Genomic DNA, 18,191 nt, shown 5'->3' on the forward strand with positions numbered 1-18,191 from the left:
CGCGCCGCAACCACACTATTAAGGCACATCGCGCGAGGTTCAGCGGCGTTTATGCATCAGCTCAAAAATCAGCTCCCCTTAAGCATCTCCAAGCTCTTTCATATTGCTGGCACCATTGCGCTGGCGCTGTTATTTGTCACCTCATCCGCCAATCAAGACAGCCACCAAAACCAGCAGGCTAAAACTTGGAAACTAGAAGTTTCAGCCTGCCAGGCATCGGAGCCACAAAGCCAAGACGACCAACCTTGGGCTGGCAACAGCGACGCACACCCACTCACAACCACTCAGCCAGCCTACAAAGGCGGTCGATCCTACTCGCATCACGCCAACCAGCACAGCTACGCCTTCAGCATTCGAGCACCACCACAACTTTCCTAGGGAACCTCTGAATAACTCTGGTACCGCTCTGCGTGACCTGTAGCGGTCAGCCGCAAGACGAGTTTCGCAGCTAATGGCCTTAGCCCTAAGCAAGAAGCTCAACGCAGCGGATGGCCGCTAAAGGCCGCGCCCTGCGGGGCTTCCAGCAAATCCCGTGTGAGTTGGGGGCGGCCATCCGCTTGCGACTTCTCGACAGACCCCGGTATGCCTTCGAAGCCGCGCCTAGCCCACGAAATTTGCTGGAAGCCAAAGCGGCACCAGAGTTATTCAGAGGTTGCCTAGCTATCTCTTAAGCAACAACAACTGTGCCGCAACGCATCCAACCCGATGCCGGCCTTGCTATGTCTATAACTAGGATAAACCCATGAAAACGTTAAATTTATTGAGATTAAAACAACCGCTGACTATCGCCACCCCAAACACTGCGCAACTTTTACTCACATCACCTGCAACCAGCGTCATGCACGACTTTGAGGTATCTGCCCCCTTGCTAATTGAAGCTAGCACGCTAGTAAGAGATGCCGCGTTAATCATGCAGCGGGCACACGTACACTTTAAATTAGTGCTGGATGACGCCGATCTATTGGTGGGAACGCTCAACTATAATCAGGTATCGCTACAATGTCAGATGATTAAAAAAGCGGAGGGCTACGATGTAGATTCGCTGACAGTGGTCGATGTCATGACGTCCATAGACGCGCAAAGCGCACTCGAGTATGACGAGGTCAAGAAGAGTACCATTGGCCATGTGCTTAACACCTTAGCGACAGACGGACTGCAACACAGCTTGGTGATTGATAGCCATACAAACACCATTAGAGGCGTCATCAATGCCGAGAACCTCGCCCGCCAAATAAACGCCCCCATTCAGCTAAGACGTAAACCAAACTTTGGCGAGCTGTTTAAGGAATTGCACGTGAATTGAGATAAACGTTAGAAGGATAAACTTTTAGATTCAGACATGGTCCAACAGCAATAGCCAGGCCACTAAAAACCCCATTCTCGATGGGGTTTTTAGTTTGAAAATAAAAGATTTATCAACCATGACATAAACATTATGATTGCCAATACTCTTCGCCGCCCTCGGCACTAGCGCAACTAAGCACACGGCTAGATAGCATCAATGGATAGATATAGACAATGGATAGATATAGACAATGGATATTGCCAGTAAAATTCGACGCGCGCTGAACAGTTTTTCCTCGAAACCCTTATGCCAAACCAAAGACGAGTATGGTGATGTTTTCGTATTTGAAAATAAGGGCCTTAGAGTACTGAGCTTTGACGAGCGCTTCGAGCAAAGCACCATGGCCATTAGTACGCCTAGCAAACCCATGCACCGCTATATTCGCGCGATGCTAATTAGTCTAGCGTTTCACCAGCCGAACAATATTCTACACCTTGGCCTTGGCGGTGGCGCATTGTTAAGGGCTTGCCATAAAGTAAATCCACTGGCAAAGCAAACCGCAATAGAACTTAGGCCTGGCGTTAAGCGCCTAGCGGAACAATACTTTTTAACGGAAGAATTTTATTCACCGCAAGCGCATACCACTATCCTGTGCGACAACGCCCAACGCTATATCGCCGGCCAAAGCCCCGGCCGGTTCGAGTTAATATTTTCAGATATTTACATGGCCAGCGGCATGGATATCTCACAGAAAACAAACCGCTACCTAGCGAACTGCGCCAAGCTGCTAACCGACGACGGCTGGCTAGCTATTAATTACACGCAGTTACCGGCCTTTGACGACCAATGTTTCACCACCCTCAACCAGCACTTTAAAACACTACTCATTGCCAGCATCGACGCTCTGAACCATATTGTGCTGGCGGGAAAAAAAGATCTTGAAAAGCCATTGACGGCTTATGCCAGCCAAGTAAAGGCACTGGGAGAAAAATTAGACGTAGCTTTACTAAAGGAGTTTAAACAACTCCAACATCAGCAAGATTTTTACAATTTATAAATTAACAATGGCGTCTATAACTCATCGATCGCAGCGGTGCTGTAATATTTTTTTACAATAGTTTGGTAGCGCGCTAGCTCGAGCTGCCAATCCGCCTCGGACCAAAACAGCTCTTCTTGGCACAAGATTTTTAGCGCGGGAAACAGCTGTTCGGCACCATGAGCGAGGGATAAACCTAGGTGCGTTCTACGCAGTAGTAGGTCGTCCAAATGCACAACCTGCTCATACCGCAAGGCCCAGCGCAAATCGGCCAAGCTATAGTGCGTATCCAAGAGCGGCGCAAACTCATGCTGGCGCGCTTCACTCACGCAAGTGTCGATCAAACCTTTGGCGTCATCGCCATAGCGTGCGAGATACTGAGCTGCGAGTGGTGCACCGCAGCCCTCCAGCTCAGTCACGGTGACCGACAACGGATTAAAATAATGAGCTTTCAACTGATCCAACTCGGCTTTGCCGCCACATTTACCCGTGATTTTGGCTACTGCGGCTAACACGTCTAAGGCAATCAATCGAAATGTGGTTAGTTTTCCGCCGCTCACGGTTATTAGCGACCCATCGACCCAAACCGCGTGATCGCGCCGCTCCTTAGAGGGATCTTTGGCATTATCGGACGCGATAATCGGGCGCACGCCAGACCAAGTGGACACAATATCCGCACAGGTAAGTTTGGCCTGTGGAAAGGCGTAGTTGGCAGCGAGCAACAAATAATTTTGCTCCTCGGCATTCAAACAAGCCTCTTGATCGAGATCGGTTTTGTGGTCGAGATCGGTTGTCCCGATAACGGTTTTACCACCCCAAGGGTAAATAAAATGGTAACGACCATCCACAGGATGCATTAGCGTAAGCGCAGCCTCAACCGCCAAGCGCTCGCGAGTGACCAAAATATGACTGCCGCGCTGCGGCCTAACACGCACTTCTGGGTTTACTCGATTGCGCAGCCTGTCGGCCCACGCACCAGTGGCGTTCACTAATACTGCTGCGCGAAGCGTTAAAGCGTCGCCGGTGCATTGATCGACAACATCGATTGCAACGCCTTGGCCTGGGTCGTCATTGCTTTGGTCTGTTTCGAAATTGACAACTTTTACGTAATTCAAGCAGTGCGCACCGGCTAATTTGGCTTCGCCAATCACCCGTTGCACCAGTCTACTGTCGTCTGTCACTGCATCGGTGTAATAATAGGCGCCACTTACCTGCGCAAGATTCAACCCGGGTACGGCGCTGCTTAAGTTCGGCCGGCTAACATACTTATGATTATCAATACCGGCAAACCAGTCGTAAAAAGAAAGCAGAATTTTCACGGCAAAGCGCGGCGGCGCCTTTCTACCCAGCACATAGTAGTAACCCATAGGCGCTACCAAGCCGGGTAGCGCGCGAATCAAGTACTCCCGCTCCTGAAGCGAATGTCGGGTTAAATTGATATCGCCCTGGGCGAGATAGCGCAAACCACCATGCACCATTTTTGAGGATCGACTCGACGTGCCCCACGCATAATCTTGTTGCTCCAACAAAAGCACACGCAAGCCCTGACGCGCAGCGGCCAGTGCAACACCGGCACCGGTAATACCGCCACCCACAACAACCATGTCCCAGGGTTCAGCTTGCTTTAGCTGCTGCCATAAATGCGCTCTAGAGGTCAAAAACCTTCTCCTTTATAAAGTTTGACGCTGCGCCAGTATGACACGGCTATTTAGCGCTTGCTTGTTCGATCGCAACAGCTTTAAGTACAGGCCGAGATACCGAAGCGATAGAGAGGGCTAATACCCGAGATAATCGCCCCGTTTGCGCGAGTGAGCAGTGAGTCAGCACAGCCGTTTTCGTGTTCTATTATTCCAACGCATCCTGAATAAAAGAATTTCCTTCGCAGTAGGGCTTGCTTAAAAATATCTCTGAGGAATCCACTAACGCAACTTTCGACAAGAAAGATCGCCCCAGCAAAATGGAATAATTAAATTTACCTCTGTTGGCCAAACTAAACTCGGCTTTATAAACTTGGTGATACAAACAAAACTCCATCGCCACCACTGGCCGTGTCACATTCTTAGCACCATGGCGCTTAATCACCACTTCCCGCATAAGCTTGCCTTCCAAGCGATGGGTTTCGGATTTTCCGGTATCTAAATTCTCATCGGTAAAATCAAAAGCCACATAGGTATCCTTACCTCGGGTAATATATTTTAGGTTAGTCGCTTGTATGGACGATGTTTTTGCGCCTGGGTCTAGCTTGGTTTTAATGCGCATACCTGATGACATCAACCGCGTTGACTCCAACCAACCCAATACCATTTTTGGCGACTTCTCATTTGCCTGAACGAAACCTGAGAAGAATACAAGACTTAACATTGAACACAGCAACACCATTTGTATTTTCACGAAACACCTACTGATAATCATTGAACATCGTTAAACATAATTGACCGAAGGCTTAATGCTCTATATATCGAGCGGCGCCATCACCGGCCCAGCGCCCAGTCGCAAAACAAGCGGTTAACAAATAACCACCTGTTGGCGCCTCCCAATCCAGCATTTCACCGGCGCAAAACACACCGGGCATGGCGGTCAACATAAGATTTTTATCTAGCGCGCTGAATCTAACGCCACCAGCGCAACTGATGGCTTCGTCCATTGGCCGCATCGCCTCTAATTCCACAGCTAAGCGCTTAATATGAGCGGCCATTAACAGTGGCTTGGCCCATTGGCTTTTCTCTACACACTCGAACAGCAATTGCCTTTTCGCGGCGCTAAAACCGAGTTTGCTCGAAAGTAACCTCGATAAGGTTTTACCTTTGGGCGCCTGCTTAAAAACCGCGAGAACGTCTTGCAGCGACCTATCGGGTAATAAATCCAGATACAGTGTCGCCTTGCCTGACCGCAACAGCTGTTCGCGCAGCTGGGCCGAGAACCGATAAACCAAACTCCCCTCAATACCGTCCTGGGTCAGTAATAGTTCACCGCGAATTGGACTGCGCGAGTCTGTATCCTTTACCCAACCGGCAACCGCCTTTATGGGACAGCCTGCCGCGGTAAATTGTTCCGTCCAAGGCCGAGTAAAGCCACAATTTGCCGGCTTAAGCGGCTCAATACCCACCTGTTGTTCTGCTAACCAGGGTTGCCAAACGCCGGTAGACCCCAGGCGCGACCAGCTTGCGCCTCCCAAGGCTAATACAACAACCTTGGGCTTGACGCTGGTGCGGCCTTTTGGGCTATCGAATACCAGGTTAGCGCCCTGCCAACCAAGCCACTGATGGCGGGTAAAAAGCTGTAACCCAGCCTGCTTTAAGCGCTGCAACCAAGCCCGCAGCAATGGAGCCGCTTTCATTTCAGTGGGAAACACCTTGCCGGAGCTGCCAACGAAGGTATCTATGCCCAACTGGTGTACCCAATCGCGCAACGCATTAGCGTCAAAGGCTTGCAACATGGGCCCGAGCGCGTTCTGGGCCTCGTAATAATGGCTGTTAAAACGATCCGAGGCTTCCGCCTTGGTAATATTCATACCCCCTACTCCGGCCAGCAGGAATTTCCGCCCTACCGATGGCATGGCGTCATAAAGGGCAACAGAAACACCAGCGGCCAACAATCGCTCTGCAGCCATTAATCCAGCAGGGCCACCGCCGATGACCACCGCATCAGGGCACAAAACAGATATATTCTGACGGGTCAAACTGATCCAACCTAGGCGTTATAGAAGGCGTGCAGACTAACCCAAAGCCGGTAACCCGGCCAAGTACCCTCCGTTAATTTTGCCAGTGCAAAAGTGCATTTGGGCAATTTGATTCATTTGGTGTCTATCGGCACTGGCACACAATGGGTGCCTGCCCTAACATAGCATTTTGTGCCAATGATTCAGGGACCAGCAGTACCATGGACAAGGTAAAACTTACCGCAATCTGCCGTAAAATCTTTCTCGCCTACCTAACCTATGTCGCCGTTTGCTTAGCGCTGATTCTGCCAGCGCTCAATATGACCTTAACTCAGGTCTATCAGCAATTTACCGGCCGGCAACTAGACTACCAGCTAGTGGGCTTCAATCCATTTTCGCTGTCTGTGTTTGCCTACGGCTTGCGCGATACCAACCCCGATGGTAGCACCCTGTGGGCGATGGATAGATTAATCATCAACCCCTCGCTAGTGCACAGCCTATGGCGCGGCGCCATCGGTATCGACGAGGTGCGCCTGCTCGGCCTAACAGTGCAACCCGAAAAGCTCGCTCAGGATAGCTTTAACTTTTCCGATATCCTCGAACATTCAGAGGCCCGCATTGCATCTGAGCCAGCGCGTGCACGCACCGAGGCCAACTTCACTTTACCGAGAATCTGGATCGGCGAGTTCGAGTTGAAAGCGAGCCTGCTGCAATACACCGAGAGCCATAGGGAAAAACCTTTTAGCGCAGGGCTGAGAGATTTCCACTTTAGCCTGCAAGATTTTTCCACGTTAAGCGAGCAAGGCGACGGCTATAGTTTGCGCGCAGAAAGTGCACAAGGCGGAGTACTGGCGTGGCAAGGCGACGTCTCTGCATCAGGCGCGAAAACCTGGGGGCACTTCTCCCTCTCGCAGTTCAAGCTGCTGCCCATTTGGCAGTTTATGGAACCGGCATTACAGTTCACCCTAAACAGCGGCACATTTTCCATTCAAGGTGAATACGAACTGGATTGGAACAATGGCTTCAAATGGCAAGTTACCAACACCCATGCAGCCCTAGAAAACATCGATTTAAGCCAAAAACTGGCCAGCACCCTTGCTGGCCAAACACCAAGCAAAGTGCGATGGCAGAGTTTTGATGCCGACATAGCCCGCATCGACAGCCAAGAAAAAATTGCCGCCCTAACATCCCTCTCACTAAACAATTTTCAACTCTCGAGCTGGCACGAAAGCTCACGCCTCGGGCTGGTCGATATGTTTGCCATTGATACCAGCCCCAATGAAAATAATCGCACGAATAGCGAACCCATAAATACGGATCAGGCCACCCCTGAAACAGCAAATGATTGGCAAGTATCGGTCGAAAAATCGGCCGTAAACAACGCTAACCTAAGCTGGCTAGTGCCAGAATTAGATCGTAGGCGCATCAATCTATCTGCCATCAATGTTGTCATTGAAAACCTCAGCAATAGCACCAATGAAGCACAGCTACACGCTAAGATGACCCTGGATAAAACCGCCAAGCTCGCCATCGATGGCTCATTTACCCCACTCACCCAATCGGCCAACCTAACGGCAAGCCTAGACAATTTTCCACTAAACTGGGCCAACCCCATCGTCGCCCAGCAGGCAAATGCCCAGCTCGCCTCAGGCGAGCTGGGCACAAGCGTTCAAGTCGTTATTGCGAACGCAGAGCCCCACCAGGTTACTGCGGCCGTCACCATCGATAACTTCAATGCGGTTGATCAAAAGAATGCCTCTATTGCCAGCATAAAAAAATTAACTGCGCCAATGATCGAGATTAATCCGCGCGATCACACCTTGCGCATCGACAATATCAACGTTGAAAATCTCAGCACAGAAGTGGCAATAGCCGCAGATGGCAGCACCAACTTCAATCATTTAATAAAAACTGGCGCTAACCGGTCGCACGCAGAGGCAACCACAGAAGTAAATACCGAATCGTCCATTGGCACCAACACAGAAACAATTACAGAAATAAATACCGAAACTGTCACAAAAACAAACACAGAAAAGCCACCCGCCGCCAGCCCCTATCAATGGCAAGTCGACAGAATTAACTTGCACGACGCGACGATAAAATTTACTGACGAGACACCTCTCTCCACCTTCAGCACACGGATTGAATCCTTTAGCGGCCAGATCCTAAACATCAACAGCAATGCTCAGCAAGCATTAAGTGTCGATCTAAAAGGCCAAGTAGATGGCTATGCGCCTGTGACACTGGCAGGCAAGGCAAAACCCTTTTTAGCCGACCCCGCCATGAATCTCGCACTCGAATTTAAATCCATCGACCTCGGCCTATTTAACCCCTATTCCACGACGTTCACCGGCTGGAAAATTGAAAAGGGCTTGCTTAACGTCAAGCTAGATTATCAACTGGAAGATAAGCGTATCGTCGGTAAGAACCGCGTTGTCTTGGATCAACTCAGCTTGGGTGAACGGATAGATTCCCGCCGACTAGTGGATATCCCCTTGCGCCTCGCGCTAGCGCTTCTCACCGACGAAAACGGGGTTGCAGATTTGCAAGTACCGGTTTCCGGGACCACGGACGACCCCTCTTTTAGTATCGGCGCCATCGTGTGGGCGGCGGTACGTAACAGCATTATGAAGGTTGTTACGGCGCCCTTTAACCTATTGGCTTCCTTAGTGGGCAGTGACGAAGATCTGGGCGAAGTCGCGTTTGAGCTGCACCAGGCGTGGCTTACGGATGACGCGAAATCGAGCCTTGCCGATTTAAAGTCGGCCTTAGACCAACGCCCGCAATTGCGCCTAGGCGTTACCGGTGAGGTAAACCTGAAAACCGAAGCCCTGCCCTATAAACAAATGGCGTTGGACGCAAAATTCACAGCTCAAGGCCTGTCCGCGTCTGATATCGAAGGGCTGAGCGCAGCTTGGCGCAAGGTCGCCCTCACACTATTAACAGGGCCAAAAGTAGCCGATCTCGATAGCCTATCGAACGCACAATTATTGGACCGGCTCCTGTCGGCACAAGCCACTCCCCTAGCCGAGCTCGAGCAGCTAGCCAACGCGCGATCTATCGCGGTGAAACAGTACTTGCTGACGAGTCTCAACCTAGATGCCGAGCGGGTATTTATTCAAACCAACACATTGCAGTGCAAGAAAAAGCTGAGCTGCAGCAAAGCCAGAGTTAAGTTCACCATTGAGTAAACGCCAAGCCAAAGGCCGTCGCAGACCAGTTAAATGCCATGACGCATTAGTGCATTTCAGTTAACATGCCAGCCCAAACCTCAGGATCGCCTTATCGCCCATGAAAGTACCGAAACGCCTGCAACCCCTCGTCGATGACGGCCTTATCGACGAAGTAATGTTCCAACTTATGAGCGGCAAAGAGGCGCAAGTATTTGTCGTGCGCTGCGGTGATCAATTGCGTTGTGCCAAGGTGTACAAAGAAGCAAATAAACGCAGCTTCAAGCAGGCTGCAGCCTATCAAGAGGGGCGCACGACGCGCAACAGCCGGCGAGCCCGAGCCATGAGTAAAAAAAGTCGCTATGGGCAAAAGGAACAAGAAAGTTCCTGGTTGAGCGCCGAAGTGGATGCGCTATACCGCTGCGCTGAAGCCGGTGTTCGCGTGCCTACACCGCACGGATTTGTCGATGGCGTGTTACTGATGGATTTAATTACCGATGAAGAAGGTGACCCAGCACCTCGATTAGATGATGTCGCCTTCGATGCCGAAACCGCAGAAGAGTTTCACGGTATCATGATGGTGGAAATTGTCAGAATGTTGTGCGCCGGCTTAGTACACGGTGACCTCTCGGAGTTCAACGTGCTAGTGGAACCCGAAGGCCCAGTGGTGATTGATTTACCGCAAGCCGTGAATGCCGCAGGCAACAATAACGCCAAGATGATGCTCACCCGCGACGTCAACAATATGACCGCCTATTTCGGCCAGTACAATCGCGGCCTGCTCGTAACCCACTATGCCGACGAAATTTGGGACCTATATGAGCACGGCAATCTGCACCCAGATAGCAAATTAACCGGCAAGTACAACAAGGTTGCGGTTGAGGCCGATATCGCAACCATGCTGCGCATTATCGAAGATGCCAAAGAGGAAGAAGAGAGCCGAAAAGAGCGTAAGCGCGCGGCTGATGATGGCGTATTTGATTAACCCGAAACTATCGAATAGCCCGTAGAAAACCTTCAAAAAAAATGCGCCGAATTCGGCGCATTTTTATAGATCGGATAATTTATAGATCGGACAATAAGCTTAAGCCACGCGCTCTAAGCTCGCTTGACTGGCCAAATACTCATCGTAGGTACCCTGAAAATCAATCAGGGTTTGATCTTTAATTTCAATAACACGGGTCGCTAGGCTGGAGACAAACTCCCGATCATGGCTTACGAAGATGAGCGTGCCATCGTACAATTTCAAGGCATTATTGAGCGCTTCAATGGCTTCCATATCGAGGTGATTGGTGGGCTCATCCATAATCAGCACATTGGTGTCCATCATCATCAACTTGCCAAACAGCAACCGGTTTTTTTCACCGCCAGAACAAACCCGCGCTTTTTTATTGGTGTCATCTGCGGTAAACAACAGGCGCCCCAACATGCCGCGCACCTGTAAGTCATCATGCTTGGGCGTGCGCCACTGAGACATCCACTCAAAAATTGTTAAGTCGCTGTCGAAATCAGCCGTGCTATCTTGCGGACAGTAGCCAACAATGGCATTTTCAGACCATTTGATAACGCCCGCTTGCGCCTCAAGCTCGTTCATCAAGCAACGCAGCAGTGTTGTTTTACCGGAGCCATTTTCGCCAATAACCGCTAACCTTGCCCCAGCCTCTAAGATTAAATTACCGTCCTTGAACAAAACCTCTTGCTCAAAGCCGTGTTTTAAATCCTCCAGAATAAGGGCTTGGCGATGTAACTTCTTGCACTGTTTTAAACTGATTGAAGGCGTTAATCGGCTCGAAGCCTTAACCTCATCCAACACAATTTTATCCATTTTTTTCGCCCGCGAACTGGCCTGCTTGGCCTTGGACGCGTTGGCACCAAAGCGATTGACGAAAGCTTGCAGCTCGTCAATCTCAGCACTTTTCTTGGCATTTTCGGTCAACAATTGTTCGCGAATGAGCGAAGACGCCGCCATAAAGTATTCGTAGTTACCGGGGTAAATACGCAATTCGCCATAATCAATATCGGCCATATGGGTACACACAGCGTTGAGAAAGTGACGATCATGGGAAATGATAATCATGGTGCACTTGCGTTCTTTGAGTACATCTTCCAACCAACCGATGGTGTGAATATCCAAATTGTTGGTTGGTTCATCCAAGAGCAAAATATCGGGGTTGGCGAACAGAGCTTGCGCCAGCAGTACCCGCAACTTCCAGCCCGGCGCCACTTGCTTCATCAGGCCGAAATGGTACTCCTCCTCTATGCCGGCCTGCAGTAAAATTTCGCCTGCACGGCTCTCGGCGCTGTAGCCATCCATTTCGGCAAATTCCACTTCCAGCTCAGCCACCGCCATGCCATCTTCTTCGGTCATTTCGGCTTTTGAGTAAATAGCATCGCGCGCCTGCTTAATCTGCCACAAACGGGTGTCTCCCATAATAACGGCATCAACCACGCTATATTCTTCAAAGGCAAACTGATCCTGGCTTAACACGCCCACGGTATTGCCGGGAGTGATAGACACATTGCCAGCGGTCGGCGTTAACGCCCCGCTGAGGATCTTCATGAAGGTAGATTTGCCGCAGCCGTTGGCGCCGATAAGCCCATAGCGGTTGCCGTTACCGAATTTGGCTGAAATGTTTTCAAACAATGGCTCGGCGCCAAATTGCATGGTGATATTAGCGGTAGAAATCAAAGGACTATCCTAGGGGCTCAACAACTCGGCCAAGCGGCCAAATGGGCACCGTTTAAGAGGCAAATAAAGGGGGCGCACTATAGAGAGTTAAGGCCCGAAAGTCGAGCCATTCTGGCTATTATTTAACCTAAACCAAGGCCGAGCCGCGCCGACTTACAAGCCAGAGCAAGCCAGTTAAACCACGGCAAGCATCGGTTTGACCGACTGACAAATACCGGCTTTCGTGTAAAACTGACTTTAGACATCGCTGTGCAGCAAGCGCTTGGTTGTTGAACAATAACGCCATAACGCATTTTAGCCGCCGCCCCTTCAGAGCAACCTCACTATGCAAGATACGAGCGCCACCCAAACAAACACCGAAACCGCTGTAGAGGCCACCACAACGCTTACCGAGCAGCTGAACCAGCTAGACTCTTGGCTGCCCGAGTCACTGCAAGCCGCTTGGCTCGTTCTGGTTAACTACCCTTTAGTGGCAGCCCTCGTTATTGCCTTAGCCTTTTATATTTTAGCGATTACCTTGCGCAGCTTAATCGTCCGAGCACTCGGTAAGTTGACCGGCTTTACTACAACGACGCTCGACGACGACATTTTAAATCTGCTACGCAAACCTGTTTTCATTACGGTGCTCTATTTCGGCCTTGCACTGGCCGTCGCTGTCGCACAATTGCCAGCGGGTGGCGAAAGCCTCATTAAAATTCTCGTATCCATTATTGTCGCCAGCTGGATGAGCGCCATGATTCGCGCGTCTTCCTTAGTTTTAGATACACTCAGCACGACCAGCCGCTTTAAATTAATTGATACACGCACCGTGCCTTTGTTCGATCTCACCACCAAACTGCTGATCATAATGATTGGCAGCTATTGCTTGCTGATGATTTGGGGCATCAACCCCATAGGCTGGTTAGCCTCCGCAGGCATTGCCGGGCTAGCCATTGGCTTTGCCGCGAAAGATACCTTGGCTAACTTATTTTCCGGCTTTTTTATTGTCGCCGACGCGCCCTATAAAATTGGCGATTATATTAATTTAGACTCCGGCGAACGCGGCAAAGTATGCGCCATTGGTTTGCGCAGCACTCGCCTACTCACCCGTGACGACGTGGAAATTACCATCCCGAATGGGGTCATCGCCAACGCCAAAATCATCAACGAAAGTGGCGGGCCACAGAATATTCGCATTCGCATCGTCGTCGGTGTTGCTTACGGCTCCGATGTGGATTTGGTGTCGGAGCTGTTGATGAAAGCGGGTACTGAACATAGCGAAATTTGCCCAGACCCAGCACCCAGAGTCAGATTGCGCGGCTTTGGCGCTTCAAGCTTAGATTTCAATCTCATGTGCTGGATTAGCAAACCGGAAGACCGGGGCCGAATTGCCCACGAATTGCACATGACCATTTATAAAATGTTCAACAGCCACGGCGTTGAAATACCCTACGCAAAACAGGATGTGTATATAAAACAATGGCCGGATGCGGGAAAGCCCAGTCTAAACTAGGCTAAGCCGTATCAACTCGGGCCAGCGCTAAGACCACTAGCCCGCGATAATTAAGCGGAAATGACATCCAATACCGAAACCTCGGTATCGGCCATGGAAACTAAACGCGGCACCAACACAGCGGCCTGATTCTTAACCGAACGCAGCGGGCAAAGGCCTGCAGCCAGCAACGCCGCCGCGGTTTTATCGGTCATGTATATTTCAGCACAGGCCTTCGCTTGGCTGTCGCCATCGCTATCGGTGTAAATAGATTGCGGTAGATCCTCTACCTGCTGGCATACGCCGGAGGCGAGATCCCAAAAATTTTGTTCGAAAGTTTTAGCCACTAAATAACTGGCCAAATAAGCCCCCTGCGCCCACAAATAGTATTTATGCTCGCCCGCTTCGCCCAATTCCTCAAAGGCGAAACTGTCGATGGGTTTCGTCTTGGTGCCATAGGGCAGCCGCAATAGAAACCGCGGTGCGGCTACCAGTAAACATTCAGCCTGCGGCTCTTCGCGCAGTATTTGCCAGAGTTCTTGGAACTCAGTATCAACCTGGTAAGACCAATCATCGGTGTCTGGCGTTTCTGCCAAGCTCAAACAGCCAGCTATTTTTTCACTGCCGCTGATCAACGCTATTGCATCTGAACTGGTGGCAATTGCCGATAATCCAGCGGCAATGGGAATATCTTCAGCTTTATCCGTTAATGTTACATCGCTCACAAGCACGGAGAAGCCAACACTGCCTGGGACTTGATATTGACTAACAATCCGTTGATACAGCTTGGCGTCGGTAATCTCCAAACATTGGCTAAAATCACTGCGTAATTCCGCCGCGGTCACATCTAGAATAAAGAGTTTTAAATTGCGCCCTGTCTCGATGTTGCGACACAGCCAATAAAGGCTGCGCCAGTTTGCCTCTAGCTGTTGAAATGCACCGGTATGCATAAGGGTGCGCAAAGCTTCCGCCGTAGCCAGATCAACGCTGCGCATCAACTCTTCGGCACGCGGGTCGGCCTTAGGCTGAACGAAGGGCGCCACAATACTGTTTATTAGCGCATCCACTGTCTGAGCTTTGGCATCGCTCGTTTGACTAGACAAGACAGACTCAAACAGGCCTGCCGGTATTGTCACGCCCGCCGGTGCCGGCGTCGCGACTGGGCCTAGGCCTTGGGCCAGCATATCTTTGGCGGCGGCGTCAAACGTCGCTGGCATCGACAATCGCCGCTTAAGGTCGCGCAAACGCTCGAATAAGGGCAGCTGTTTGTAAAGTAGGTCTGGGTGTAAGTCATCCAGTTCATCAAAAGCAATGGGGGCTGCGCAACTTGGCAGATGTAACTCTACGGCAAGACGGGAAAATACGTCGTCAAAATTATCGCGATTAATTTCAAGGATTTTTCGATTTTGTAGGCTCTGAGTATCAACCACTGAGCGGCTCGCTCTACCACTAAAATCACCGACAAAAAGAATGTGCATGGGCTGACCACTATCTTCTTGCTGGAAGTGTGTGTCATCCGACCTTGACGCTGTTCCAGCGCCAAATACTGCGCCACCTGTAGATATGCTCGCGCGCGACATAAAGATCCCTCTACTCTGTAAATAAAATAAGTAAAGCGCGAGTCTAAACCGCAGCTTAGCTGAAAAAAATAAAAATCTTGTAAGCCGTCAATGACAAGGCTAAAAGGCAGCTATTCAGAGCGAAGTCGAAGCATTGCCGGCCTTGCGACCGGGCAAAGTGGTACCAACGAACTCATTAGGGCATCAGCAATAGAAGTGTAAACAAATAGCAGCAAAGGCTACAGCTAGTGCTTTCTCGCCGCCGCAACAACCTTGGCGATATTAGCATCCGTTGGATAGTCGCCATTGGTCCAGCCGAGGCGCACGAACACCAAATTATCCGACGGCATGATCATGACAATTTGCGAGCGATTGCCCATGGCAGCGTAGGCATCTTCTGGCACATTGGGCCAACGTAGCGACGCATCACCGGCATTTAGCCAAAACTGAAAGCCATAAGCCTTTTCATTTTCCGAGCCATTGGGGCTAGACGCCATATCGACAAACTCTTTGCTGAGCAAGCGCTGGCCATTTATCTCACCTCGGTTAAGCATAAGCAAACCGATACGCGCCCAATCCCGGGCACTGGCGTAAAAATAGGAACTGCCTACCAGCGTGCCGCCGGCATCGCTTTCAAACAGTGCATGGGTTAAACCTAAGGGGCGATATAAATGTTCATCCAAAAAGCTCACATTGGTCTGTAAAGTTGCACCACTGCGCTGCTGCACCAATGCAGATAAAATATTCGCGCTTCCCGATGAATAATTAAAGTGCGAACCCGGTTGATAAAGCGCAGGGCTTTGTAACGCAAAGCTGGCGCTATTGGGCTCGGTAAATAACATACTGGTGACATCTTTGCCGGGCGCGTAGATTTCATCAAAATCCAAACCATCGGTCATGGTCAGCAAATGTTGCACGCTAATTTTTTTGCGCTGATCATTGCGCCACTCACTAAAAAGATCCGTTTCTTCCAGCCCTAAACGCTCCTCATAAATGAGCCGGCCGATGGCAATGGCAGTGACACTTTTACCCATAGACCAACCTAGCAATTGCGACGCGGGGCCTATGCCTGGCGCATAACTTTCAGCGACAATGTGGTCACCCTGCACCAACAATAGGGCCCTAGATTCCAAACCTACGGCATTATCATCGATCAACATTTGATCTAAAACCGCTTGTAAGTCTGGCTCAATGGTATTCACCTCAGAACCTAGCGGCCAAGCACCGGCGGCTGGCGCCAACTCGGGAACCACCACACTGTCACGGGCGTTGACGCCAGTAAAATCAATGGCACAACCGAGACCTGGGTGGAAACTTGCCCTAGCTTGGAAACCATAAAAAGACGTAGTAACTGACTGTGTTTGATCATCGAAGTCCACATTCAGTTCAGCCAATAGGGGCGAGTAGCTGGTTAAATCAACTTTTGCTTGTTGCTCCGTTAGGCCACTTACATACTTCGAGGAGCAGGCAAGTTTAGCACCCATACCCGTGGCAACCTTCGGCGCCGCTATAATATAGCTGGGGCCAAGCCAAAAAATGCCGGTTAACAAAAGTACAACCACAAGAGCCGACAACGCTAGAGCAACTTTTTTCATTATGCACCTCGAATCCTTGCGTCGAAGGCTAACAGCCATGCGTTAGCAAGACAATCTAAAAACGAAAATTCGAACGCGCTGTAGCCATAAAAAAAACCCGCACTTGGCGGGTTTTGAGGCTATCAAGTCATTGAATTTTATAATCGAATGGTTTTATCCACCAAGGTTTTCAACACACCCAAGCCGATGAGCTCGGCGGCCCTCTCGATATCTGGAGCAAAAAAACGATCTTTGTCGTAAAAAGGTACATGGGCACGCAATTCGGCCCGAGCCTGCTCTAGTGGACCGGACGTGGTTAAGCCGTCGAGAAAGTCGAGACCCTGACAAACCGCCAACCACTCCACCGCCAATATACCCACGGTATTTTCGCTCATATCTTTCAAGCGCCGAGCGGCAAAAGTCGCCATAGAGACGTGATCTTCTTGATTGGCAGAGGTGGGTAGCGAATCCACACTGGCTGGGTGGGCCAAAGATTTATTCTCGCTCGCGAGCGCTGCCGATGTTACCTGTGCAATCATAAAGCCCGAATTGACACCGCCATTATTCACTAAAAATGGTGGCAAACCAGATAACTTACTATCAATTAATAACGCCATGCGCCGCTCAGATAGAGAGCCTATTTCCGCGATGGCTAAGGCCAGATTATCAGCGGCCATGGCGATGGGTTCGGCATGAAAATTACCACCGGAAATAATATCGCTCTTGGCAATATCCTGTTCCACAAATACTAACGGATTATCCGATACCGCATTCGCTTCGGTAACAATTATATCGCGCGCATTGCGCATTTGCTGTAAGCAAGCTCCCATTACCTGGGGCTGACAACGCAGCGAATAGGGATCTTGAACTTTCTCGCAGTCGATGTGGCTGTGTTCAATTTGCGAGTGATCCAGTAAAGAGCGATAGGCCAATGCCATATCAATTTGCGATTGATGACCGCGCGCCAGGTGGATGCGCTCATCAAAGGGTTTACGCGAACCCTTAGCCGCCTCAACGCATAGCGCGCCAATAACCGTGGCCGAGGCCAATAGATTCTCGGAATAAAACAACCCTTCAAGCGCCAAAGCGGTGGAAGCCTGGGTGCCGTTCAATAGTGCTAAGCCTTCCTTGGGGGCTAAGACTAGGGGTTTTAGGCCGGCGATCCGCAGCGCCGTTTTCGCGGATACTTTTTCTTTTTTGTAGAAAGCTTCGCCCTCACCCAGTAGCACACAACTCATGTGCGCCAAAGGCGCCAGATCGCCAGAGGCACCGACTGAGCCCTTGAGCGGAATACAGGGGTATATCTCATGGTTGAGCAAGGTTATTAGAGCCTGAATAACCTCGAGGCGAATACCGGAAAAGCCGCGAGCTAAGGCGTTAATTTTTAACACCATGAGTAACCGCACCGTGGCATTTTTCATGGTTTTTCCAATGCCGGCGGCGTGACTCAACACGATGGAGCGCTGCAGCTCCTCCAGCTCTTCGGGCTTAATACGGGTATTGGCGAGTAAGCCAAAGCCAGTGTTTATACCGTATACCACGCGGTTGTCATCAATCACTTTTTTTACCACCGCGGCCGAAGCATTTATGCCGGCCTCACAATCGGGATGCAAGGAAAATTGATGGGGATGCGCGTGCAGCTTAAACAAATCGTTATAGGTTAGTTGGCCGGGGTTTATTTCAAAATGGTCCATATTGAAATCTCAAATGTAATAAATAAAAAGTCGTCGGTTTTCAGCGTTTACGTAG

At 50.3% G+C, this 18,191-nt stretch carries 13 protein-coding genes; 6 read left to right on the forward strand and 7 right to left on the reverse strand.

Going from position 1 to position 18,191, the window contains the following annotated elements:
- Positions 1 to 51: 51 nt before the first annotated feature.
- From QWY82_RS14745 to QWY82_RS14755, 3 genes are all read left to right on the forward strand, one after another.
- Entirely contained in the window at positions 52 to 378 is a 327-nt protein-coding gene (locus QWY82_RS14745; protein ID WP_290263877.1) for a hypothetical protein, read from the forward strand.
- A gap of 364 nt (positions 379 to 742) precedes the next feature.
- Positions 743 to 1,303: a CBS domain-containing protein gene (locus QWY82_RS14750; protein ID WP_290263880.1), complete on the forward strand. Its 561-nt coding sequence runs from the start codon at positions 743 to 745 to the stop codon at positions 1,301 to 1,303.
- Positions 1,304 to 1,535: 232 nt separating this feature from the next.
- A complete protein-coding gene (locus QWY82_RS14755) occupies positions 1,536 to 2,342 on the forward strand; it encodes a spermidine synthase (protein WP_290263883.1) in 807 nt (268 codons plus the stop codon).
- 14 nt (positions 2,343 to 2,356) lie between these two features.
- Here the strand turns inward: QWY82_RS14755 and QWY82_RS14760 are convergent, their stop codons facing one another.
- The 3 genes from QWY82_RS14760 to QWY82_RS14770 all read right to left on the reverse strand — a co-directional run bounded on the left by QWY82_RS14760 (position 2,357) and on the right by QWY82_RS14770 (position 6,000).
- Entirely contained in the window at positions 2,357 to 3,979 is a 1,623-nt protein-coding gene (locus QWY82_RS14760; RefSeq protein WP_290263886.1) for a glycerol-3-phosphate dehydrogenase/oxidase, read from the reverse strand.
- A gap of 187 nt (positions 3,980 to 4,166) precedes the next feature.
- A complete protein-coding gene (locus tag QWY82_RS14765; protein WP_290263890.1) occupies positions 4,167 to 4,682 on the reverse strand; it encodes an ATP-dependent zinc protease family protein in 516 nt (171 codons plus the stop codon).
- An 82-nt stretch (positions 4,683 to 4,764) separates the two neighbouring features.
- Complete coding sequence (locus QWY82_RS14770) at positions 4,765 to 6,000, reverse strand: TIGR03862 family flavoprotein (RefSeq protein WP_290263892.1); 1,236 nt, start codon at positions 5,998 to 6,000, stop codon at positions 4,765 to 4,767.
- Between the two features lie 200 nt (positions 6,001 to 6,200).
- Between QWY82_RS14770 and QWY82_RS14775 the strand changes: the two genes are divergently transcribed.
- Both QWY82_RS14775 and QWY82_RS14780 read left to right on the forward strand, forming a co-directional pair.
- Positions 6,201 to 9,170, forward strand: coding sequence for a DUF748 domain-containing protein (locus tag QWY82_RS14775; protein ID WP_290263894.1), 2,970 nt, complete (start codon positions 6,201 to 6,203; stop codon positions 9,168 to 9,170).
- Between the two features lie 100 nt (positions 9,171 to 9,270).
- A complete protein-coding gene (locus tag QWY82_RS14780; protein ID WP_290263895.1) occupies positions 9,271 to 10,134 on the forward strand; it encodes a PA4780 family RIO1-like protein kinase in 864 nt (287 codons plus the stop codon).
- A gap of 99 nt (positions 10,135 to 10,233) precedes the next feature.
- On the opposite strand, the gene QWY82_RS14785 is transcribed toward QWY82_RS14780, so the two are convergent.
- Complete coding sequence (locus tag QWY82_RS14785) at positions 10,234 to 11,838, reverse strand: ABC-F family ATPase (RefSeq protein WP_290263897.1); 1,605 nt, start codon at positions 11,836 to 11,838, stop codon at positions 10,234 to 10,236.
- A 325-nt stretch (positions 11,839 to 12,163) separates the two neighbouring features.
- Between QWY82_RS14785 and QWY82_RS14790 the strand changes: the two genes are divergently transcribed.
- Positions 12,164 to 13,330 (forward strand): mechanosensitive ion channel family protein, encoded by a 1,167-nt coding sequence (locus QWY82_RS14790; RefSeq protein ID WP_290263898.1) that lies wholly within the window; start codon positions 12,164 to 12,166, stop codon positions 13,328 to 13,330.
- A 50-nt stretch (positions 13,331 to 13,380) separates the two neighbouring features.
- On the opposite strand, the gene QWY82_RS14795 is transcribed toward QWY82_RS14790, so the two are convergent.
- From QWY82_RS14795 to hutH, 3 genes are all read right to left on the reverse strand, one after another.
- Positions 13,381 to 14,889 carry a type VI secretion system contractile sheath domain-containing protein gene (locus QWY82_RS14795; protein WP_290263903.1) on the reverse strand — a complete coding sequence of 503 codons (1,509 nt, stop codon included), beginning with the start codon at positions 14,887 to 14,889 and terminating at the stop codon, positions 13,381 to 13,383.
- 224 nt (positions 14,890 to 15,113) lie between these two features.
- Entirely contained in the window at positions 15,114 to 16,463 is a 1,350-nt protein-coding gene (locus QWY82_RS14800; protein ID WP_290263904.1) for a serine hydrolase domain-containing protein, read from the reverse strand.
- Positions 16,464 to 16,600: 137 nt separating this feature from the next.
- The gene (hutH, locus tag QWY82_RS14805) at positions 16,601 to 18,136 is read right to left on the reverse strand and encodes a histidine ammonia-lyase (RefSeq protein ID WP_290263906.1); all 1,536 of its coding nucleotides are present in this window, start codon (positions 18,134 to 18,136) and stop codon (positions 16,601 to 16,603) included.
- Positions 18,137 to 18,191 lie beyond the last annotated feature (55 nt).

The organism is Simiduia curdlanivorans (assembly GCF_030409605.1).
Classification (GTDB): domain Bacteria; phylum Pseudomonadota; class Gammaproteobacteria; order Pseudomonadales; family Cellvibrionaceae; genus Simiduia; species Simiduia curdlanivorans.